The sequence below is a fragment of the Aquimarina sp. AD1 genome (genome assembly GCF_003443695.1).
In the GTDB taxonomy this organism is placed as follows: Bacteria; Bacteroidota; Bacteroidia; order Flavobacteriales; family Flavobacteriaceae; genus Aquimarina; species Aquimarina latercula.
Genome location: NZ_CP031966.1, coordinates 3,938,242 through 3,960,168, shown reverse-complemented (window position 1 = coordinate 3,960,168; position 21,927 = coordinate 3,938,242). Strand labels below are relative to the sequence as shown.

Sequence of the window (21,927 nt, the reverse complement as noted above, 5' to 3'; positions counted from 1 at the left end):
TTACAAATATTAGAACGCAAATATATACATAATTTTCTTATGCATAAGTTTTTTAGGTATATAAAATTATGTCAAAACCATTATATGCAATAATGCATTTGTTATTTTTGCGCAAAATAATTTGTAAAAGATTAATTACTATTAAAGTGTAAACTGAAAACTTAATTATTAAGAGTTCAGTTTAAAGTATACCTAATTGCTATGTCAGATTTCCATACGCTTACTATAAAAAACATTACTAGAGAAACTCCAAAAGCTGTTTCCATAGAATTCGATATTCCTTCAGAGTTAAAAAACGATTATTCCTTTATTTCTGGTCAATATATAACTATCAAAACTCAAGTTGAAGGTAAGGAAATAAGGAGGGCGTACTCTATTTGTAGCTCTCCAAAAAGTCATTCTCTTCGTGTTGCGGTTAAAGAGATCGAAAACGGAACTTTCTCCGCAATAGCAAATAATAAATTACAAGTCGGTGACACACTAGATGTGCACACACCAGAAGGTAATTTTACCCTAAAATCAGATCCAACTGTAACTCATAGTTATGCCGCCTTTGTTGCTGGTAGTGGAATCACTCCTGTAATGAGTATGATTAAAAGTGTTCTAGAAGAGGAACCTAATAGTAATTTTGTTTTGGTATATGGTAATCAGACTCCTACAGAAACAATTTTTTCTAAAGAACTTCTATCACTACAGGCAAATTATCCTGATAGATTATTTATCGAATTTTTCTACAGTAGAAGTCAAGAAGAAGGTGCCCGTTTTGGAAGGATAGAAAAATCTACAATCAACTATATCACCAAGAACAAATTTAAAGACACAAACTTCCAAGCATTCTACCTGTGTGGTCCAGAAGAAATGATCAATACAGTAACAGATGTTTTATTAGAAAACGGAATCCCTAAGTACAATATTCATTTTGAACTTTTTACCAGTAGTAGTACTTCTAACACAGAAGTTGATGCTGTTTTAGATGGAAAAACTAGTATCTCTATATTGGTTGATGATGAAGAGTTTAGTTTTGTTATGGATCAGAAAAAAACCATTCTCGACGCCGCTTTAGAAGAAGATATTGATGCTCCTTATTCTTGTCAAGGTGGTGTTTGTAGTTCGTGTATTTGTAAAATTACTGATGGTACTGCTGTAATGGAAAAAAATAGTATTCTTACCGATGGAGAACTTGCTGAAGGTTTGGTACTAGCTTGTCAGGCGCATCCAACCTCTTCTTCTATAAAAGTAGATTTTGATGATGTTTAAATTATCAATTAGAAAATAAGTAAGGTTTTTCTTTTTAAAAATTGATGCTACATACTCTATGGCTTTATAGTAATTCGGCGAAAACGTCTACAATTTAAGTATTGCATTAACCACAGTTTCGGGTTCAATAGTATTCATCACATCTTCATATCCTTCGGGAACTTTGTTTCCATAAATTGATGTAGGGATTTGATCATACTTTGCTAAATTAGGAAGAATAGCATTTTCCATAGGTTGTCCAAAAGGCATAAATCCAGCAAATGGATGAGTAACACCCCAAAGTGTTATGGTAGGAATCCCATACATGGCCGCTAAATGTGCATTACCACTATCCATGGATAACATTACGTCTAAATTTCCAATTAGTTTTAACTCATCTTCAAAAGATAACTTACCTGCAATATTGATCACGTTTTTATATTTGCTTTCAATATTATTAAGCAAGTCAATCTCTTTTTTACCGCCACCAAAAAGGAATATTTCATAGATATCACCTTGATCGAGTTGTTCAATTACCTCAATCATAAACTCTAAAGGATATACCTTGCTCTTATATTGAGCAAAGGGAGCAATTCCTAGCCACTTTTTAGTAGACTTCTTTGTGAACTTTAGAATTTCTGGGGTTAATGCCATTTTTTCTGGAAAAGAATGCTCTCGTAAATCAATAGGATATCCTAATTTACCAAAAACATCTGCATACCGCTGATGCGTTGCTTTTAATTGCTTAAATTCTTTATTCTTTGATCGGGTTAACGCCTTTTTTTCTGCTCTTCCTTTATCTACTTGTACTACTTTTATCCCATGAAGAGAGAAAAAATTCTTAAGTACATTAGATCGTAGTACATTATGCATATCTGCCACAGCTGTTATCCCCAGGCCTCTTAATTCCTTTGATAGCTTTGACAATCCAAAAATACCTTTATGCTTCCCATTAACATCGCCGTGATACACTTCTAAGTTATCAATTCCGGTAAAAATTGGTTCAAAAAATTTTCTCGTTAGCACAGTTATTTTTACAGTCGGGTATATTGCTCTAAATGTTCGTAATACAGGCACAGTCATAGCCACATCACCCATTGCAGAAAGCCTAATAACCAGAATATGAGCATCAAATCCCTCTGAAAGGGCTTTGCTTTTGTTTGATATATTTTTTACTTTATTCAAAAAAACATTACTATTTTTCTCCTCGTAAAACCGGATTTAACTCATCATCATTATACATTTTCATCTGTTTGTAAACCTTCATGTACTTATCACCTTTCTCAATATCCGTAAGCAAGGTATCTATTGCTGTAGAAAGATCTACTTGCTGTTCTAATAATACATTATACTTTTTTTGACAAGCAGCCTTATGAGTATCCGATGCACCTTCTCTAACAGTCTCTTCATGCATATGATATACTTTAAGCGCTAATATCGATAATCTATCTACTCCCCAAGCCGGACTTTCTGTATTGATCGTAGCATCTTGTTTAGGAATAACATCTTTATATGTTTCTAAAAAATAGCTGTCGATATACTCAACCATATCCGTACGGTCCTGGTTAGATGCATCAATCTGCCTTTTTAGTTTTAAAGCTGCGATCGGATCAATTTCTGGGTCACGAATAATATCTTCATAATGCCACTGTACGGTATCAATCCAACATTTTCTATATAACAAATGTTCTATTTGTTGTGATTTACTATCATATGGATTTGAAAATTCCTGATCTACACGATCAATCACATGATACATGTCTATAACTTCTTTAAAAATTTTGTTTGCTTTATCTGTAAACATTATACTTATTTTTCTAAGATGTGTAAATATTCTTTTGTTTCTGTGGCTTTGTGGTTTCTGTTTTCCGTTTTATCCGCTTTAAACCTCTTATATTTTGTAGTTACTAAATCGTATCTACCATAACGTTCCATAATTTGTCTTATTTCTTCTTCAGACATTAAACCTTCATTGTTATAGCTAAGAAAAATATAAGTAAACTGCGAATTCTTGATTAAATCTTCAAAAACCTTTACTACTAAACCTTTTTTACAATAATTAGATCTTTGATAAGGTCTTAAACCAGTCTTTCCAACTGGGACAAAGGTATCATATTTTGCAATAGTATTTAGTATATGATAATTGGCTCCATATTGTCTAGCATTATACGGTGGATCAAGATATAAAATGTCTCCTTCTATTTGCTTTATCAATATATTACTATCCTCATTATAAACCAGATGCTTGTTTTCTGTGAAGTCAAAATTTGCTGGAACGAGCTCTAAATTTTTCTGAGCAGTTTTTTTTAGGCCCTTTAGATATGATGCATATACAGAGGCCGTATTAGCAACTTTATCGGCTCCTTCTAAAAGTGATACTAGTAAAAAATAATAGGTATTTTCATCAATTTCTTTACTATCCTTCCATTTTTCAATTTGTATTCTTGCCGCATCAATTTTAAGTCCATTATCATCACTAAAATACTGACGTCCAGACAAACTTCCGTTACAATAATTATTGTAGACAAAACCTTTTTTTCCTTGCAAGCGGTTTAATTCTGCAATGTAATCCAAAGAATTAATCTCTTCGCTATTTCCAATATAATTCCGGTTTAGCGCATAACTATAATACTCCAGGTCATTTGCAATCACCTGTTTTACAATAGTTTTAAAACTTCTTCCAACTACACCTGTTCCTGCAAAAAGATCACAAAAAACTTTATCTTCTAAATCAGCGCCTACTGTTTCAAAAACAGAAGTTCTAATAAAATTAGAGAGTTTGTATTTTGAGCCGATATAATTCATCGTTTATTAAGTCAATTTGCTTGTCCCTTAACAGCCCAAATCAAACCAATCTTACTGATTTGATAAGGTTGTAATTGTAGTCTAAATAATCTTGAATCATCAAATGTAGCAACATATACCGAGATTATATCTCTAAGCCAAGAGATTTGTGCTTTTAATTTCCAGTGTTCATGATCATCTGCATATAAAACTATAAAAATGATATTTTCTGAATTCTTTTTTGGTTGTTGACTTGAACTATTAGCTAACCAGTACATTAATTCTTTAGAATTTTCTCTTGTATACTGCAACGATTTCCCAAAACCTTCAGGAAAGACAATCATTTTAAAATCAAATAATTTGTTTCCATCATTATCGGTTGAAAATATATTTCTCGAATTTGATAAAATTAGCTCTATCGCTATATCACTCCAGTAGTCATACCATCGGTTTATAGTATAATTAAAAAATTCCTCCTCTTTAACTTTATACTTAATTGCCGACTTCGAAATTTTAGAAACTACATTTTCCCATTTTACCGTAGTATAAATAAAATTACCATAATCATCCCAAAGATGATTTTGCTTTTTATTCCATTCACAGTTAATAGATAATCTATGTTGTAATTCTGATTCTATAATATCTAGATAAGGATCTTTCAAAATAACAGCGTCATAAATGGCAATAATAGAAACACCCAAAGATTAATTTCTTTTACAAATTTTCCATGATCAATCTCTAAGTAAGTTGTTCCAATAATTGCTAATGGAGCCGCTATAAAAATCATTTCAGAAGTGTTTTTATGCAGAGCTATCATAACAACAATTAATGAAATCAATAATTGTGCAATAATAAGTTTTAAAATAGGTTTTGATTTTGTTGGTTTTCTGCTATATTTTATCAAATACACTGTTAAAAAAAACAGTATACAAATTATTAGTACTCCAATTGAAAAGAATCCTTGATCACTAAAATATCCTTCGAAAGAAAACGATATTGGCGCTACATAATCAGTAATAGCAAAGAATGAATCATAAAATAATAAGGTAAAACAATTGGATAACATATAGACGGTTAGTAACCCTATAAACGGAATTATCCAGTTCCTATAATTTTTAGATTCAAAATATAATACTCCCAAAAAAACTATGACAATAAAAGCTATGCTCCAGAAATAGGCTAAAGAAGCCAAACCAATATATAAAGAAGCATTTAAAACATTAGATTTAACATACTTGCCATTTCTTAAACTTAGTATACTTCTCATACTCAAAATAACAAATAAGTTTGACAACAGAACACTAGGGTTAACTAATGACATTGGCAAAATCCCCGTTAGAAAAGCAAATAGTAATATTGTGTTTGTACTTTTATATGTTAAATCATTCTTTTGCGTAACATGATTTAATATGAGCATCGTGAGGATATATGCAACACAACTAGCAAAAAAGATCATAATTTTAAAATAATCCAAGTCGATACCATTTCGGTAATGCGCTATTATATACATTACAAACATGTATAATGCAACAATTATAAAATTAATTGGTTTTGATTTATTAAAAAAGCTTGATAACACTACTATTTTTTATATTTTTGCGCTAAACAATATATTATTGTTTTTAATTATAATATAACTAATTTATAAAAAGTTTTTAGTTAGCTTTTTATAATGAAAACGAAGATCATATCATGAAAGATTTTTTTGAAGCGATACAATCCCTATTTGTAGATCTGCTTTTAGCTCCAATGGATGCTCTAAGAGCTTTAGAATTAGAGAGCTGGAGTGCTGCGAATATCATAAATTGGATGTTTATGCTTATTGGTTTTGTAGCTTTTTTATATTGGATGAAGGAATTAAAGAAGTTTAACGACAATGACGAAGAAGATAGAGATCCAAAAGCTCACTCATTTTTAAAACCATAATATCTATTTATTAGAATAAAATATTGAGGAAATTTATCCTCTTTTACATAAAAAAGTCAAGTGTTCTTAAACACTTGACTTTTTTTATACGATTTGATTTAAATAGAAAACTCTATAAATCAAATCCTAAATCCTTTCTATAATACATTTTATCAAAATGCAATTCTTCGATGTTTTTATATGATAACTTAAGTGCTTCTCTAAAATCATCATGGAATGAAGTTACAGCAATAACTCGTCCACCATTAGTAACCACTTTATCAGCTTCTATTTTAGTTCCGGCATGAAAGACAATAGAATCAGCTATTTTATCAACACCCGTGATTTCCTTTCCTTTATCATATGATTCTGGATATCCTCCTGATACCGTCATTACGGTTGCGGCACTTCTAGGATCTATATCGATATCTATTTGATCCAAAGTTTGATTTGATACATGATTAAATAAGGATACTAAATCCGTTTTTACTCTAGGTAGCACCGCTTCCGTTTCTGGATCTCCCATTCTTACATTATACTCTATTACTTTAGGATCATCACCTACCTTTATTAATCCAATAAAAACAAAGCCCTTATAATCGATTTCTTCCTTTACTAAACCTTCTACTGTTGGTTTGATGACTTGAGTTTCTATTTTATTCATAAAAACATCATCCGCAAAAGGAACCGGAGAAATTGCTCCCATTCCTCCCGTATTAAGTCCTGTATCTCCTTCTCCAATGCGTTTGTAATCTTTTGCCGTTGGTAACGTAACATAGTTTTTACCATCCGTTAGTACGAAAACACTTAATTCGATTCCATCTAAGAATTCTTCAATCACTACTTTTTCACTTGCAGCACCGAACTTTTTGTTCGTAAGCATATTTTCAAGTTCTCTTTTAGCTTCGTCTATATCTTGAAGAATAAGAACTCCTTTACCAGCAGCAAGACCATCCGCTTTTAAAACATATGGCGGATTTAATGTTTCTAAAAACTCTTTCCCTTCTTTAACTGTCTCTGCTGTAAAACTTTGATATGCTGCAGTTGGTATATTATGTCTAAACAAAAATTCCTTAGCATACTCTTTACTACCTTCTAACCTAGCTCCTTCTTTTGATGGTCCAATAACAGCAACTTTGTTTAGTTCATCATCTTGTGAAAAGAAATCCGTTATTCCTTGTACCAAAGGATCTTCTGGTCCTACCACAACCATTTCTATTTCTTCTTTTAAAACAAGAGCTTTGATCGCCTCAAAATCTGTAACTGATATTGCCACATTCGTTGCAATGGCAGCTGTACCTGCATTTCCTGGGGCAACAAATAATTTTTTACATAAACTGCTCTGAGCAATTTTATAAGTAAATGTGTGTTCTCTTCCTCCAGATCCTAATATTAAAATATTCATTTTCAAACGATTATATGATAGCTAAATTTTATGCGATCAAAAATAGTTCATTAGCTGTTTTCTTGCTAATAATTTCGTGGTCTATTTTACATTTTTAAACTATTATACCGGAGTATTACGTATGATTCTGCTGCTTAAAATGCTTCTCTTCTTAAGTAATAATGGCATTATAATAGAGAAAAATACAATCCCATTAAATCGTACCAACATGGATTCGAATACAAGTGAAACAAATAATATTAAAAATACTGAAAATTCATTTCGACTTCTTTTCATACGTATTGCCAAAACAACAAAAATGAATATTAACACTCCTAATCCCACTACTCCTGTCTGAAGTAATGTTTGAAGAAACTGATTATGAGCATTATACTTATTTTCAAAATTATAGATGTACCCTAATTCTTTATATTTTTTAATTAACACATCATTTGCATCCCCAATTCCATATCCCAATAGTGGTGCTTCTTTAATTAGTTCAGCACTAGACTTCCAAGATAACAGTCTTGCTTTTTCTGAAGTAGAATTCGCATATTCCATTGTCATTCCAAAGTCTTTAACTTTTGCATAAAAATCAAACACACGAGGATTATTGACAAACACTAAAATTCCTAAAAGGAACATAATAATCATTGTATGCTTTCTACTTTTATCAGAAATATTAAAAATCAAAAGTAAAGACATTACCGTAAGGATCATATATGCTGCTATAGAAGCCAACAAAAACAGATATAGAAATAATACAAGAACGATCGCAGTTCTCAATTTTGTATCTAAACTGTTTTTTAAATAATAACTTAATACTAATAATATATATAATGAGAGATAACTAGGGTTAATTAGCTTAGAGAACTCATCACCAATAAAATAGTTCCATCCATTTATAATTGCATCTAAAAAAGTATTGAGATCTGCCATTGAAATTTCTAAAGAAAACCCTCCTTTTATTATTGACATTGAATGGGAAATTGCAATTGAAAAATTTATGAAAAATGAGATAATCAATCCTAAAAGCAAAAAATCAAATAACTTTCTTACAGAAGACGCATCCTCTTTTACAAAAAGAAAAATTACAGGAAACAAAAGCAACGATAAAGATCGTTGTAGTAAGTTTAATCCACCAAAAATATTATCTGTATATATTAAACTAAATAGCATTATAATAAAATACAAAGGGAATAATAATAGGGCTTTATTCTCTAAAACAAACTTCTTCCTTGATTGAAAAATATTCACTATTCCAAGGCCTATAGAAACAATAAAAAATGGGGTAGGGAGATTAATTCCTAATGGTAATAGAAGAAATGCTATATATAAACTATTCCAAAAAATAGTAAGTACCAAACTATCGTCATGTTTGTAAAACATTTCAGTTAGGGTATATATATTTTTATCTAATCTCACTTTTTTAGCACAGTTTATTGGATAAATTGTTTTGTATAAGAAGCTATTAGAAAATAAGACCTCATTAGTTTTTACCTTCTCTTAATTTAATTACAAATTCACTAATATGCTTTCTCTTGTCCTTTGATGAGATTTAATATTGTATCAATTATAATTTTTGAATCTAACAATAATGACCAATTTTCTATATAAAAAATATCGTACTTGATTCTATTAACAATATCCTCATCATTTTCAACTTCTCCTCTATATCCTTTTACTTGTGCCATTCCTGTAATTCCTGGTTTTACTGAATGGCGGAACACAAAATTATATTTATCTATTCTTTTACCATAATCCTTGGTATATGAAATCATATGTGGTCTCGGTCCTACAACAGACATATCACCAAAAAGCACATTAAAAAATTGTGGTAACTCATCTATACTGGTTCTTCTTATAAAACGACCTATTCTGGTAACTCGATGATCTTCTTTTTTAACTTGAACAAGGTCAGAAAAATTTTCATCTCTCATTGATCTAAATTTATAACAAACAAATTCTTTGTAATTAATTCCATTACGTCTATGGCTATAAATTAATGGGCCTTTAGATTCTAGTTTTATTAAAATATATAACAAAGGAATTAACCATGAAAGCACCAAAATGATAACCAATAAAGAAAAAACAATATCGAAACCTCTTTTAATAGCTCTATTTGTTGCGCTGTTTAATGATACTTCTGGAATTGATAGAACAGGTAAGTATTCATAATAATCGGTTTTAAGACGTTTAGAAAAAATACGTTGCGAATTGGGTATAAACTTGAGAACACTGTAATTCTGATCTGCATATTTTACATATTCATTTACCACTTCATCAGAAATTTCATCTATTGAACAATATATTTCATCTACATCCTCATTTTTTAAAAACTCAAAACTATCCTCAATTTTACTATTAAGTTGATCTGAAAATACCTCTAAGACCTGATAACCTAGATCTTTTCTTTTCTCAAAAAACATCTTTAATTGTTGAGCACTTTTATTATTCCCAATAATAATTACTCTTCTATTATTTCCGCCCAAATAAGAACGATATCTTCTAAGAGCATAATATGTAATCACCTTAACAACACCTACTGAAGAAATAGTTATTACAATGAAATCAAAAGTATCTTTTACGGAAAAGTAATTTATTTTTAATAATCCGAAGTAAGCATATAAAAGTATAAGAATTAATAGCCCTTGCCGGAGCAAAAGCGAAACAACTGTAACTATCTTAGTAAATCGATAAACTTCATAAAAATTTAATAAGTAAGAAGAAATCAACCAAACAATTGATAAAAAAATATAAAGTTGATTAGTAACAATTTCATTTAAAAAATAAAAAGAAGAAACTAATAAAATAATTAGATCAATTACAATAAGTATTGGCCTAATTAAATATGAATATCCTCCTCTTTTATGATGCATTAGATATTAAGAATAAGATGAAAAATCTTTATGTTCACTTCTATATAACTCTTCCTTAGATAGACTCTTAAAATACTCTAAGGTTTGCTTCATTCCTTCAGATCTATCAACCTTTGGTTCCCAGTCCAATATTTCTTTTGCTCTCGTTATATCAGGTTGTCTTTGTAAAGGATCATTAACTGGTAATGGTTTGTAAATTACCTTTTGATCAGTACCGGTAAGTCCAATAATCTCTTCTGCAAAATCACTAATTGTAATTTCATTTGGGTTTCCAATATTAACGGGATATACATAATCACTAAACAGTAATCGATAAATTCCTTCTATTAAATCGTCGACATAACAAAAAGAACGTGTTTGAGAACCATCACCAAAAACGGTAAGATCTTCTCCTCTTAAAGCTTGTCCAATAAAGGCTGGAACCACTCTTCCATCATTTAATCGCATTCTAGGTCCGTATGTATTAAAAATACGTACGATTCTTGTTTCTACTTTATGATACGTATGGTATGCCATAGTTATAGATTCCTGAAATCTCTTTGCCTCATCATACACTCCACGTGGTCCAATAGTATTCACATTGCCATAATAATCTTCTGTCTGAGGGTGAACTAATGGATCACCATATACCTCACTAGTTGATGCTATTAAAATTCTTGCATTTTTCTCTTTAGCTAAACCGAGTAGATTATGTGTTCCAAGAGATCCAACCTTCAAGGTTTGAATAGGAATTTTAAGATAATCTATTGGGCTTGCTGGAGAAGCGAAATGTAATATATAATCTAAGTCACCTGGAATATGAACAAACTTTGAAACATCATGATCATAAAATTCAAAACTCTTTAATTTAAAGAGATGCTCTATATTTTTTAAATCACCTGTTATCAAATTATCCATTCCAATAACGTGATACCCTTCTTTAATAAAACGATCACAAAGATGTGACCCTAGAAAACCAGCTGCTCCAGTAATTAGAACTTTCTTCATTTTATAATTTTAATATCTTTTCTTCCAATAGAAAAGTATGTAATTTCTTCTTTTTCCAGATCTGTAAGATCATATAAGTTTCTACCATCAAAGATAACTGGATTTATAAGATTATTCTTTATTCTATCAAAATCCGGAGTCCTAAAAATACTCCACTCCGTACATATCACTAAAGCATTTGCACCATCCAAAACTTCATACATTGATTTTGAAAATGTAATTTTGTTTTCATATTTCCTAGCTACATTATCCATAGCTTCAGGATCAAAAGCTCTTACATTAGCTCCTTTGCTCAATAAAACTTCTATTACATCTAACGCAGGTGCTTCTCGGATATCATCTGTCTCAGGTTTAAATGCCAGTCCCCAAATAGCAAAAGTTTTGCCCTTAAGATCATCGTTAAAATAATTCGTGATTTTTGGAATTAACGCTACTTTTTGCTTTTGATTTACTTCGATTACAGATTCTAATATTTTAAAATCGTAATTATCATCCTTTCCGGATTTATGTAATGCCTTAACATCCTTAGGAAAACAAGAACCACCGTAACCAATCCCTGGAAATAAAAAACGCTTTCCTATTCTAGAGTCTGTTCCCATACCCCTACGAATCATATCGACATCAGCACCTACCTTCTCGCAATAATTAGCTATTTCATTCATAAACGTAATCTTCGTGGCTAAAAATGAATTTGCTGCATATTTAGTTAATTCTGCAGACTTTTCATCCATAATCAATATCGGATTACCAGATCTAACATAAGGCTTATATAGCTTTTGCATAAGCTCCGTAGCCCTATTAGATGAAGAGCCAACAACAATTCGTTCCGGCTTCAAAAAATCATCAACGGCAAACCCTTCCCTTAAAAATTCTGGGTTAGATACTACATCAAAATCACATTTTGCGTTTACTGATATAGCTTTGTGAACTTTTTCTGCAGTGCCAACGGGAACAGTACTCTTATCTACAATGACCTTATATTCTGAAATAATTTTACCTATTTCATTTGAAACCCCTAAGACATATGATAAGTCAGCAGAACCATCCTCATCTTCTGGAGTAGGTAAGGCTAAAAAGATAATTTCTCCGTGATCTATTCCTTCTTTTAGAGAAGTTGTAAACTGTAACCTATTGGCTTGGATATTTCTCTCAAACAATACATCTAAATGAGGTTCGTAAATAGGAACTTCGCCATCCCGCATTTTTTGAACCTTCTGTTCATCTATATCAACACAAATAACCTCATTACCTGTCTCAGCTAAACAAGTTCCTGTAACTAATCCAACATAACCCGTTCCTATTACCGATATCTTCATCTATTCTTTTTATCCCTTTAACAAATTAATACGCTTTATCTTCTCCCTTAAAAACATTAACCACTGTTTGTACAATAATATAAATGTCTAGTAATATGGACCAATTTTCTATATAAAAGATATCATACTTAGTCCTATTCACAATATCTTCATTAGTTTCGATACCACCTCTATATCCTTTTACCTGCGCTAAGCCAGTTATTCCAGGTTTTACTAAATGTCTAACCATGTACTTAGAAATTTTTGTGCTGTAAAGTTCATTTTGTTTCCATAGATGAGGTCTAGGACCAACCACTGACATATCACCAAATAATACATTGATAAACTGAGGTAACTCATCAATACTAGTTCTTCTTATAAACTCACCTACTTTTGTAATGCGTGGGTCATTTCTAGTTGCAGAATTCTCAGATTTAGAATTCATACGCATCGATCTAAACTTATAACAAAAAAAACCCTTTTCTTTTATTCCCGGCCTATTTTGACTGAAAAAAACTGGGCCTTTGCTTTCTAATTTAATAATCAACCCTAAAACAGGTATTAACCAAGAAAGTATGAGTAATAGAACAAATAAAGCTAATACAAAATCAAACAACCTTTTACCCCAACTTTTAACCGGATCATCTAACGGAATTTGGCGCAAAGATAATACTGGAACTAAATCATAATAATTTAAATGTAAATTTTTTGAAAATAATTCTTTAGTATCCGGTAAAAACTTTAGATTTTTCATATTAACATCACAAAACTCTATATAGCTTTTTACCTGATCGTTATCTAATTCATTTAATGAGCAATAAACCTCATCAATTTCTTTTTCTATAATATAACTAAAACTTTGTTCAATCGTTCCTATTTTATCTTCATCAAATTGATCCGTAAAAAAACCTTTGTATCGATAACCATACCCTGGCATAGTATCAAAAAAATTCATTAATCTCTTTGTAGATTCATTGGACCCGATCACTATAACATTACGATAATTACTTCCAGTAATAATCCTGTATTTTTTAAAGATTTCATACAAGAAAATCCTCCAAATATTGAGTACAATAAATAACCAAATAAAGAAGTATAAAACATTCGACCAATGGACATTCGATTTTGAAAGATAAAAGTAACTCAATATTAATAAGACTATTATTACGGATTGTCTTAATAATAAAGAGATTATTTCAGGAATTTTGGTAAACCGATATATCGCATATACAGAAATCAGAAAGGACAATATAATCCAAAATAAAATTATAAAACCTATATCCAATAAATTTTTGGTTAAAAGAAAATATGCCAAAAAAGAAACAATTAATAGGTCTATACCGTATAAAAGTGGCTTTATATATTTTGAATATCCACCTTTATTCATAAATACTTTTTTCGTGATTCTCCTCAATTAAACTATCATCATTCATCTTATTCTTCCAACAATTATATAGCTGTTCTATTGTTTTTTTAAATTCCTTTTCGAACCGTTCTTTACTAAAAACCTCCGCTTGCTTACGAATTATGTACTTATCAAAAACTTGTTCATGTCTTTCAAAAAATTCAATTGCTCCAAGTAATGAGCCAATAGTCTGTTCTTTAAAAAAAACTCCCGTATTCTCCTCCACTAAATTATCTGTTATAAAACAACCTTTAATTGTTTCTAAAACCCCTCCTTTTGCAAAAGCTATAACAGGAACTCCACAAGCCTGCGCTTCAATTGGCGCTATCCCAAAATCCTCCTCCGCTGCAAAAACAAAAGCTCTAGCTTTTCTTAATATTTCAATCATTGCTGTTTTCTCAATATGCCCCATTAAATCAATATTTGAAGTAGCCAGCTTCTTTATTTTTTTAAAATCTGGACCATCTCCAATCACAATAAGCTTCTTGTTTGTTTTAGAAAACGCCTCTACTATCAAATTTATTTTTTTATAAGGCACCATTCTAGAACATGTAACATAATAATCTTCCTTCTTGTCTGATATTGTAAAAGATTTTGTATCCACAGGCGGATAAATCACTATTGATTCTTTATTATAAATTTTTTTTATTCTTGCAGCGATATAATGAGAAATTGCAATATAATGATCTGGTCTGTTAGCAGTACTTACATCCCAAATTCTAAGTTTATGAAGAAAATATTTCGCTATAAAACCCTTTATCCCCTTATTAAGTCCACTTTCTTTTAAGTACTGAAAATATAAATCCCAAGCGTACCGAATTGGCGAATAAACATAACTTATATGCAATTGATCAGGTCTGGTCAACGCTCCCTTTGATATTGCTGATGACGAAGAAATAATCAAGTCATATTCATTTAAATCAAATTGTTCAATCGCCAACGGGAACAAAGGTAAATAAGAACGATATTTTTTTTTACCAAATGGCAATTTTTCTATAAAAGAGGTATTTGTTTTTTTACCTTTAAGAACTTTTTCTCTCTGCTCATCAGTTAAGCTATCGATTAAGGTAAAATGATCAAAGTCATCCCAAATATTTGTAAAGCTTTCAATACATCTCTCAGCACCGCTATATTGTGTATACCAATCATGTATTAAAGCTTTTTTCATTTTCAACATTTGTAAATTAATTATTGAATTTAAAGTTTTACTAAAAAGCTACAAATAAAAGAATTACCGTTATTATTAACGAATGCTTGAAAAACTCTAATTAAACAAAGTTAAGGCAATTTAGTCATATTAGAAGGAATTTGATACGAAATGAAGTATTCAAATAAATCACACTTCTTTAGGGGTAAAAACATATTTAATTGTGCTTTTTTTGTAAAATTGAAAATCAAATCATTACTTATTAGTTTCTGAATTAAACATTTTTATCAATGTGTCTTCCAAACTATAATTTTTTGATAAGTTTCCTATAAAACTAAATAGTTTAGATGAGTCTCCTTTCAAAATTTTTATTTCATTTTTTCGAATAAATTTTGGATTTACTTTAACTTCTATTTCGTGATTTGATATTTTTTCAAGAAAAAAAAGTACTTCCCCTATCGTATTCGTTCTTCCTGTACAAATATTCACAATTTCTGAGCTATTTTCTGACAACAATAACTTATAATAACAATTCACTAAATAATCAACATCATTAAACTCCCTATAAACGTCCAAATTTCCAAGTTCAATTGTTTGTTTCTTATTCTTAAAATGAGATACTATTTTAGGAATAAGAAATTCCAATGATTGTCCAACACCTGTATAGTTGAATGGTCTAGTTATAATAATATTAAGTTTAGAAAAATAAGCTTTAACCATATTTTCCATAGCCAATTTACTATTTCCATAATGATTAATTGGATTGGGGCATAAATCTTCTGAAAGTGTATGACCAGAACTTCCATATACCGAAGCACTACTTACAATAATTATCTTTTCAGGATCTAAATTGGATTCTACAATAGCATTCAAAAGATTTAATGTTCCGAAAATATTAACCGTATACATTTGCTCTTGATTAACATCTCCAACGAAAGAAATAGCTGCAGTGTGTATTATATAATTTGGTTGTAAATCTCTTATGATTTTATCAATTTCATCCTTTTTAGTAATGTCACATAAAAAATGATTTTTATTTTTTGATGTTTGAAAACTTGTTCCGAATACGCTCCAGCCCTGATCTATAAAGAACTTCTCTAAATGCATACCGGTAAAACCAGTAATACCAGTGATAAAAACTTTTTTGTTAAAATGATCCGCCATTAGTATTTCTTTTAATATCACTTTTTACCATCATTTCCGCAAGTTCTTCAAGAGTAGTTTTTGTTTCCCAACCTAAGTTTTCTTTTGCTTTTGATGCATCTCCAATTAAAAGATCTACCTCTGCCGGTCTATAAAACTGTGGATTTACTTTTACAATTTCCTTTTGTGTTTTTAAATTAATTCCAACCTCATTTTCATTACTTCCTTCCCAACCTATATCGATACCAACAGTCTTAAATGATAAAGTAACAAAGTCTCTAACAGTTTTTGTTTGATTTGTTGCCAATACATAAGTATCTGCAACAGGTGCCTGTAACATCATATGCATCCCCTCTACATATTCTCTTGCATATCCCCAATCTCTCTTAGCGTTAAGATTTCCTAACTCCAATACATCCTGTTTTTTTAAATATATTTTGGCTACAGCATCTGTAATTTTTCTTGTCACAAATTCTTTACCTCTCAATGGAGATTCGTGATTAAATAAAATTCCACTAGTTGCAAACAGGTTATATGATTCTTGATAATTTATAGTAGACCAATGTGCAAAAACTTTAGCTACTCCATAGGGGCTTCTAGGGTGGAATGGAGTTTCTTCATTTTGAGGAATTGCATTAACTTTTCCAAACATTTCTGAAGTTGATGCCTGATAAAATTTAATTTTAGGGTTTATTATTCGAATCGCTTCCAATAAATTTAAAGCACCTATTCCTGTAATATTAGCAGTAGCTATTGGCTGCGTAAAGGAAACTCCTACAAAACTTTGGGCAGCCAAATTATAAATTTCATCTGGTTCTACTTCTCCAATTATTCTATATGCACTCGATAAATCAATCAAATCATATTCTAATAAATGAAGATTAGGGTGATCTTCTATTCCCAACTCCTCTATTCTCCAAAAATTAGTCGAGCTTGTTCTTCGGTATGTTCCATACACCTTGTAGTTTTTCGTTAATAGCAACTCAGCCAAGTATGCCGCATCCTGACCAGTAATCCCAGTGATTATAGCTTTTTTCATTATATTTTTCTAATTTGTACGCAATAAACTACAGTTATCCAAAAGTTTATGTTTTTAAGGTAAACTCAGAACAGAGTATTTTAGTATCGAAAAGAAACCATATGTTAGAAGAATCTTTCTAATGCCATAAAAATAATAATACGCACTTACTTTGACAAGTTGTATACTTTATTCTTGCTCTGGGAATTTCTAACTATATAGTTCCCATATATTAATTCTTTTTCATTTTGATTACTAGCCAATATTGGTAGTCTTAATTAATTATTAGCTTATATTATTTCTAATAATCAAAATAAAATCTTCTGCTGATTTATTCCAAGTATATTTATTTGCATTTATAAAACCTTTGGACACTAAAAAATCCCTCTTAGTATTATTATTTAATACTTCAAGAATTTTATTTTTAATATCAGAAACACTGTTCGGGTTACAATATGCTACAGAATCCTGATAAACTTCAGGCAATGAGGTCACATTTGAAACCAAACATGGAGTACCACATTTCTGTGCTTCTAATGGAGGAATACCAAAACCTTCGAATAATGATGGATAAACAAACAGCTCTGCTTTATTATATAATTCAACCAATTCTTCATCACTTAAATATCCAGCAAATTTTATCTTTTCTTTATTTCTTAGGTCAGGAATTTTTAAATCCGAAAAGGCAGTTCCTCTCGCTCCAACTATTATCAACTTATGCGGGATATCCAATTCATTAAAACCTTTAATTACCCGTATCATGTTCTTCCGAGGGTCTAAAGAAGAGACCATTAAAATTATAGGTTCTTTACTTATTTGTTTTTGTACAAATATTGATGACGGTGCAGCATATACAACATTAATTTTCTCTGATAAAATGTTATAGGTCTTAATAAGATCATTTTTTACATACTTACTATCAGTAATGATATGTTTTGAATTTTTTAAACTTCTAGGTATAAACAAATTATAAGTCAATTGAAAAATTTTAGAAAACCACTCTGGATGATGCTTAAACGCAAGATCATAAACCATCATGATTTTATTTTTATACCTAACAGGTCCAATTCCCACAAAATTGATTAGCAAAGGAGCACCTTTTCTTTTTAAAAAGAAAGGTAAATCTATTTGTTCCCATAACTGACCCTCTAATTTTCCTACAGCAATACTATTAAATTCCTTAAAAAGAGGATTTAACATCGCTTTTCGAGGAGCTAGAAAGACTATTTTTTTTCCTAAAATCTCCTTCGGTAATAATTTACATATTTCAATAGCATACCTTTGAACACCTGTTACTTTTTGTGTTAAAAATCTAGCATTGATATAAATCATATTTCTATTTTATTTTTAGAGGATAACAGAATAAGTGAAGCACATAAACCAAAAAATAAAACCCCGTCCGAACGGGAAATTATGTTTTCTGTAAGCATAACAATACATATGACTGTCAAAGCATAAAATAAATGACTACTTCTTGATATTATTACTTTTCTAAAACAATAAAACAGAAAACAACAAAAAGAAAATAATGCCATAATTCCTGAACTAATCAAAAAAAACAAATATTGATTGTGCGAATTATAATCCTTCCATTGATAAATTTTAGCACCTATTTTTTGATCATAACATTTGGATAAATTTTCTTGAATATCTCCAACTCCTAATCCAAACAACCAATTATCTCTTGCAACAATTCCTGAACAATAATAAATACCTGTTCTTACATTTGTAGAATTGTAATTGTATATATCATTCCCTTTTGTTGGAAAAACAAAAATATTATCTAAAACTTCTTCAAACCTTGTTTGCATAGGTTTGAAAGTAACTAATAAAATAAAAAAACATCCTAAAGAAATACATCCTAACAAAATCATCTTCCTAAGATTAAAATGTTTGAATATTATCATTGTCATAATTCCTGCAATAAAAAGTGCTATCAAAGGCATTCTTGAAGAAATTAAAACCATCCAAAAAAACATAAATAAAATTATAAAAACTCTAAAGATTTTTTGTGTAACGGAATTTGAATTAAATCTAAGTTTATGATAATTAAAGTAGACAACAAAGGATATCCATAAACCCTGATAAATAGGATGTGAATCCACAAGTTTAGTGATAAAATTCCTTAATCTCCTTATTTTTACTTGTTGAATTTGATCTTGACTTATATTATTTAAATGATGTAAGTTGTTTCTTTTAATTTCTATCAAACTGAGATCATTTGTTAATATATCAAAATTAAACCCTAAGCAAATAACCTGATACAAAACAAAAATCATTACTGAAAAACAAAATAAACTAGTAATCCAATCAATTCTTTGTTCTGTAAAAATTTCTTTATTTAAATAAAATATTATAGGGATCAATACTATAGGAAACATTCGGATCAACCTTTTTACTCCATCGGAGATGTTTTCCGTATACCACAAACTAAAAATTAAAAAAATGAAAGATGTGGATAAAAAGATGATTAATAACCTACTTGTTTTATCTGTTCTTATAAATGGAAAAGAAGAACTCCTTATCAAACATAAGGTTCCTAAAAAACTCCAAACAGCAATAATTACAGATCTAATTCCAAAGGATAGTATTGGAAAAATAGATAAAAAATATGAACATATTAAAAATAGACTATTAATACTAAATCCTGACTCTAATCCAAAAAGGTGTCTATAGCTAGTTAACTTCATAATTTTTATCATCTACCCAATATCTAAAAACCAATCCAAGACATATACTCATCACCGGTAATTCAATAACATTTGTAGTTACACCATACCCAAACACATAAATTGAGAGTATATAGAATAATTTATATGCTTCCGTTTTCGTTACTTCCTTATTGTAAACGCCTTTAACCAAAAAACCGTATATAACGAACGCTCCTATACCAAAAATCGCTATTAGATATACAAATAAATTATCACCTGGATGGGACAGTTCTGGTTCAAAAAAGTTTTGAGGAACTCCTATCCCTCCTATGCCTCTTCCTGTCAATATATTTCCTGATTCTGAAATTAATTTATAAGCTTCTGGCCAAGTACCCTCTAACCTCATTTCAAAAGATCTTAAAAACTTAATGCTAGTAATATCATCAATAGAAAATGACCAAGCAAGTAAGGGAAGCGCAAGATTAATACACAATATAGTAATCAATCCAATTTTTTTTGAATAATCTGAAATATAATTCCAAAATAGTACTAGTAACGAAATAAGAATATATGCAATTAAAATTCCTTTAGTATCTGTAAAATAAATAGCAATACCTGCTAATATCCAGACAAGGTTAATTCTAAAATTCTTTAATATATACATGATCCCTAGAAAAAGTATATATCCGGCTGTTTCGAATGAAGATCTCCCTAGTCCAGAAAGCCTTCTTGTTCCTAGAGATGTCCAAAAACGATTACCTTCAATTGTCTTTCCATAAACCTCGTACTTAAAACCTTCCCAAGGAAAAATAAAAATAACATTAAGCAATACACCCACAATTCCTATAATTAATATAATCGTATAGAAGTTTTTATTATTTAATATTCTTTCAAAAAAAGGATACATTACAAAGCCATAAAAAAGAGGAATCAAAATATAAATTCCCATAAACACCTGAAGAAGGGTATTTGTATAAATTATACCTACTAAAAATGCTAAAAAAATCATAATTGCCAATAATAGAAAAATTCTCTTGACATTAATTTGATTCAAAAAATATGTAAAATGAATACCAACAACTATAAGCATTAATAGCTGAGCAATATAAACAATAGGGGAAAACGGGGTGTCTAATAGATAAAAACGAAAAACCGAATTGAAAATGCCTAATAGAAGTACTATGTAAAAAGTGACACCTTCTAGATTAAAACTAATTTTCATTAATCCTCATATTATTAAACTTATCTGAAACGACTAAATTTTGGTAAATTTACATTTTTATATCCTACTTAATGACTTGAAGGTAACTTTTCCCAAACTTGAAAATGCCCATCTCTTTTAATCAATTTAAAATTTAGACTAGAGAGAATATCTTCACATTCTTGAGCTTCTTCATTAGTTAATATACCTGCAAACGGATGAACTTCGAAAAAAATCATTTTAAATTTTTCAATTTCTAGTTTTTGACTTCTAAAAAGATCTAATTCACCTCCTTCTATATCCATAATCAAGGTGTCAAAAGTAAGTTTATATTTTTCTTGTAATAAATCAAATGTAATACCCGGTATATTAACGTGGTTTCCCGTTTTTCTTTTAATACTTCCTCCTACAATTAAATCGTGAATGTAGAATTGGATTTCTTGTTCTTTTGAAATTACTGCATTCTCAGTAGAAAAAAAGCAATTATTATCTGCTCTATTTTTATTAATCCAGGGCATCAAATTTGGATTCGCCTCCAAAACTATATGCTTCCTCTTATCTTTAAGTATTTTATTAGTTAAACAGGATACAAAACCTAAACATCCACCTAACTCAATTACTGTCGCATCAGGAGGCAAATATTTAGAAAGATATTCTGCCTCTTCAGTCTCGTAATTATTAAAAACAAAACGTCCTCTAAATTTAAAGTCTGTTAGTGAGAATGGTATTGTAATAGAAACACCGTTATTCTTATATTTCTTAATAAAATAGGTGAAATAAAATCCTGCAGAAATAAGCATCACATTTTTAGGAAATAATTTTATATTTCTTAATAAAGCGACAACACTGTTGGGTAATGAATTTTTTATCCGTTTTTTAATTTTTACCATTA

Annotated in this window: 21 protein-coding genes; 3 read left to right on the top strand and 18 right to left on the bottom strand. The window is 30.0% G+C overall.

Features of this window, described 5'->3' with window-relative positions; all coding sequences use genetic code 11:
- Positions 1 to 201: 201 nt before the first annotated feature.
- Complete coding sequence (locus tag D1815_RS17030) at positions 202 to 1,257, top strand: ferredoxin--NADP reductase (protein ID WP_027394427.1); 1,056 nt, start codon at positions 202 to 204, stop codon at positions 1,255 to 1,257.
- A gap of 87 nt (positions 1,258 to 1,344) precedes the next feature.
- Here D1815_RS17030 and D1815_RS17025 read toward each other — a convergent pair whose 3' ends face one another.
- From D1815_RS17025 to D1815_RS17005, 5 genes are read right to left on the bottom strand one after another with little or no spacing between them, the layout of a single operon-like run.
- Positions 1,345 to 2,421 (bottom strand): glycosyltransferase family 9 protein, encoded by a 1,077-nt coding sequence (locus tag D1815_RS17025; RefSeq protein ID WP_233557642.1) that lies wholly within the window; start codon positions 2,419 to 2,421, stop codon positions 1,345 to 1,347.
- 10 nt (positions 2,422 to 2,431) lie between these two features.
- Positions 2,432 to 3,040, bottom strand: coding sequence for a DUF4254 domain-containing protein (locus tag D1815_RS17020; RefSeq protein WP_118388442.1), 609 nt, complete (start codon positions 3,038 to 3,040; stop codon positions 2,432 to 2,434).
- A 5-nt stretch (positions 3,041 to 3,045) separates the two neighbouring features.
- Positions 3,046 to 4,041, bottom strand: coding sequence for a DNA adenine methylase (locus D1815_RS17015; RefSeq protein WP_118388440.1), 996 nt, complete (start codon positions 4,039 to 4,041; stop codon positions 3,046 to 3,048).
- Positions 4,042 to 4,052: 11 nt separating this feature from the next.
- Entirely contained in the window at positions 4,053 to 4,721 is a 669-nt protein-coding gene (locus tag D1815_RS17010) for a hypothetical protein (protein ID WP_118388438.1), read from the bottom strand.
- Positions 4,679 to 5,530 carry a DUF6427 family protein gene (locus D1815_RS17005; protein WP_240337529.1) on the bottom strand — a complete coding sequence of 284 codons (852 nt, stop codon included), beginning with the start codon at positions 5,528 to 5,530 and terminating at the stop codon, positions 4,679 to 4,681. Before D1815_RS17005 ends, D1815_RS17010 begins: the two co-directional genes overlap by 43 nt.
- 182 nt (positions 5,531 to 5,712) lie before the next feature.
- Here D1815_RS17005 and D1815_RS17000 point away from each other — a divergent pair, with 182 nt between their 5' ends.
- Positions 5,713 to 5,946: a hypothetical protein gene (locus D1815_RS17000; RefSeq protein ID WP_027394435.1), complete on the top strand. Its 234-nt coding sequence runs from the start codon at positions 5,713 to 5,715 to the stop codon at positions 5,944 to 5,946.
- A gap of 112 nt (positions 5,947 to 6,058) precedes the next feature.
- Here D1815_RS17000 and purD read toward each other — a convergent pair whose 3' ends face one another.
- The 11 genes from purD to D1815_RS23735 all read right to left on the bottom strand — a co-directional run bounded on the left by purD (position 6,059) and on the right by D1815_RS23735 (position 19,162).
- Positions 6,059 to 7,330, bottom strand: coding sequence for a phosphoribosylamine--glycine ligase (purD, locus tag D1815_RS16995; protein ID WP_118388433.1), 1,272 nt, complete (start codon positions 7,328 to 7,330; stop codon positions 6,059 to 6,061).
- Between the two features lie 102 nt (positions 7,331 to 7,432).
- Positions 7,433 to 8,698 carry an O-antigen ligase gene (locus D1815_RS16990; RefSeq protein WP_035086053.1) on the bottom strand — a complete coding sequence of 422 codons (1,266 nt, stop codon included), beginning with the start codon at positions 8,696 to 8,698 and terminating at the stop codon, positions 7,433 to 7,435.
- 137 nt (positions 8,699 to 8,835) lie between these two features.
- Complete coding sequence (locus D1815_RS16985) at positions 8,836 to 10,188, bottom strand: exopolysaccharide biosynthesis polyprenyl glycosylphosphotransferase (RefSeq protein WP_118388430.1); 1,353 nt, start codon at positions 10,186 to 10,188, stop codon at positions 8,836 to 8,838.
- 6 nt (positions 10,189 to 10,194) lie between these two features.
- On the bottom strand, positions 10,195 to 11,175 hold the full coding sequence (locus D1815_RS16980; protein ID WP_118388428.1) for a UDP-glucuronic acid decarboxylase family protein: 981 nt from the start codon (positions 11,173 to 11,175) through the stop codon (positions 10,195 to 10,197).
- Complete coding sequence (locus D1815_RS16975; RefSeq protein ID WP_118388425.1) at positions 11,172 to 12,491, bottom strand: UDP-glucose/GDP-mannose dehydrogenase family protein; 1,320 nt, start codon at positions 12,489 to 12,491, stop codon at positions 11,172 to 11,174. Before D1815_RS16975 ends, D1815_RS16980 begins: the two co-directional genes overlap by 4 nt.
- 25 nt (positions 12,492 to 12,516) lie before the next feature.
- Positions 12,517 to 13,857 (bottom strand): undecaprenyl-phosphate glucose phosphotransferase, encoded by a 1,341-nt coding sequence (locus D1815_RS16970; protein ID WP_027394441.1) that lies wholly within the window; start codon positions 13,855 to 13,857, stop codon positions 12,517 to 12,519.
- Positions 13,850 to 15,043, bottom strand: coding sequence for a glycosyltransferase (locus tag D1815_RS16965; protein ID WP_027394442.1), 1,194 nt, complete (start codon positions 15,041 to 15,043; stop codon positions 13,850 to 13,852). The genes D1815_RS16970 and D1815_RS16965 overlap by 8 nt, the downstream gene beginning before the upstream one ends.
- A 234-nt stretch (positions 15,044 to 15,277) precedes the next feature.
- Positions 15,278 to 16,186, bottom strand: a complete 909-nt coding sequence (locus D1815_RS16960) for a GDP-mannose 4,6-dehydratase (RefSeq protein ID WP_027394443.1) — start codon at positions 16,184 to 16,186, stop codon at positions 15,278 to 15,280.
- Positions 16,170 to 17,204 (bottom strand): GDP-mannose 4,6-dehydratase, encoded by a 1,035-nt coding sequence (gmd, locus tag D1815_RS16955; protein WP_118388423.1) that lies wholly within the window; start codon positions 17,202 to 17,204, stop codon positions 16,170 to 16,172. The genes D1815_RS16960 and gmd overlap by 17 nt, the downstream gene beginning before the upstream one ends.
- A gap of 264 nt (positions 17,205 to 17,468) precedes the next feature.
- Positions 17,469 to 18,515 (bottom strand): glycosyltransferase family 1 protein, encoded by a 1,047-nt coding sequence (locus tag D1815_RS16950; protein ID WP_118388421.1) that lies wholly within the window; start codon positions 18,513 to 18,515, stop codon positions 17,469 to 17,471.
- Positions 18,512 to 19,162, bottom strand: coding sequence for an O-antigen ligase (locus D1815_RS23735; RefSeq protein WP_162897371.1), 651 nt, complete (start codon positions 19,160 to 19,162; stop codon positions 18,512 to 18,514). Before D1815_RS23735 ends, D1815_RS16950 begins: the two co-directional genes overlap by 4 nt.
- 466 nt (positions 19,163 to 19,628) lie before the next feature.
- Here D1815_RS23735 and D1815_RS23730 point away from each other — a divergent pair, with 466 nt between their 5' ends.
- Positions 19,629 to 19,859, top strand: a complete 231-nt coding sequence (locus tag D1815_RS23730) for a hypothetical protein (protein ID WP_147404423.1) — start codon at positions 19,629 to 19,631, stop codon at positions 19,857 to 19,859.
- Here the strand turns inward: D1815_RS23730 and D1815_RS16940 are convergent, their stop codons facing one another.
- Positions 19,860 to 20,783 (bottom strand): hypothetical protein, encoded by a 924-nt coding sequence (locus tag D1815_RS16940; protein WP_158594524.1) that lies wholly within the window; start codon positions 20,781 to 20,783, stop codon positions 19,860 to 19,862.
- 341 nt (positions 20,784 to 21,124) lie between these two features.
- Entirely contained in the window at positions 21,125 to 21,925 is an 801-nt protein-coding gene (locus D1815_RS16935) for an FkbM family methyltransferase (RefSeq protein WP_118388415.1), read from the bottom strand.
- Positions 21,926 to 21,927: the final 2 nt, after the last annotated feature.

Bases quoted from the DNA above. Each gene is read 5' to 3' on its own strand.
- D1815_RS16940 (WP_158594524.1), bottom strand. From the start codon at position 20,783: ATGGGAATTTATATTTTGATTCCTCTTTTTTATGGCTTTGTAATGTAT.
- gmd (WP_118388423.1), bottom strand. From the start codon at position 17,204: ATGAAAAAAGCTATAATCACTGGGATTACTGGTCAGGATGCGGCATAC.
- D1815_RS17015 (WP_118388440.1), bottom strand. From the start codon at position 4,041: ATGAATTATATCGGCTCAAAATACAAACTCTCTAATTTTATTAGAACT.
- D1815_RS17000 (WP_027394435.1), top strand. From the start codon at position 5,713: ATGAAAGATTTTTTTGAAGCGATACAATCCCTATTTGTAGATCTGCTT.
- D1815_RS16980 (WP_118388428.1), bottom strand. From the start codon at position 11,175: ATGAAGAAAGTTCTAATTACTGGAGCAGCTGGTTTTCTAGGGTCACAT.
- D1815_RS16950 (WP_118388421.1), bottom strand. From the start codon at position 18,515: ATGATTTATATCAATGCTAGATTTTTAACACAAAAAGTAACAGGTGTT.
- D1815_RS23730 (WP_147404423.1), top strand. From the start codon at position 19,629: ATGAAAGATGTGGATAAAAAGATGATTAATAACCTACTTGTTTTATCT.
- purD (WP_118388433.1), bottom strand. From the start codon at position 7,330: ATGAATATTTTAATATTAGGATCTGGAGGAAGAGAACACACATTTACT.
- D1815_RS16990 (WP_035086053.1), bottom strand. From the start codon at position 8,698: ATGTTTTACAAACATGACGATAGTTTGGTACTTACTATTTTTTGGAAT.
- D1815_RS17005 (WP_240337529.1), bottom strand. From the start codon at position 5,530: ATGTATATAATAGCGCATTACCGAAATGGTATCGACTTGGATTATTTT.
- D1815_RS16985 (WP_118388430.1), bottom strand. From the start codon at position 10,188: ATGCATCATAAAAGAGGAGGATATTCATATTTAATTAGGCCAATACTT.
- D1815_RS16965 (WP_027394442.1), bottom strand. From the start codon at position 15,043: ATGAAAAAAGCTTTAATACATGATTGGTATACACAATATAGCGGTGCT.
- D1815_RS23735 (WP_162897371.1), bottom strand. From the start codon at position 19,162: ATGTTTTTTTGGATGGTTTTAATTTCTTCAAGAATGCCTTTGATAGCA.
- D1815_RS16960 (WP_027394443.1), bottom strand. From the start codon at position 16,186: ATGGCGGATCATTTTAACAAAAAAGTTTTTATCACTGGTATTACTGGT.
- D1815_RS16975 (WP_118388425.1), bottom strand. From the start codon at position 12,491: ATGAAGATATCGGTAATAGGAACGGGTTATGTTGGATTAGTTACAGGA.
- D1815_RS17020 (WP_118388442.1), bottom strand. From the start codon at position 3,040: ATGTTTACAGATAAAGCAAACAAAATTTTTAAAGAAGTTATAGACATG.
- D1815_RS16935 (WP_118388415.1), bottom strand. From the start codon at position 21,925: ATGGTAAAAATTAAAAAACGGATAAAAAATTCATTACCCAACAGTGTT.
- D1815_RS16970 (WP_027394441.1), bottom strand. From the start codon at position 13,857: ATGAATAAAGGTGGATATTCAAAATATATAAAGCCACTTTTATACGGT.
- D1815_RS17030 (WP_027394427.1), top strand. From the start codon at position 202: ATGTCAGATTTCCATACGCTTACTATAAAAAACATTACTAGAGAAACT.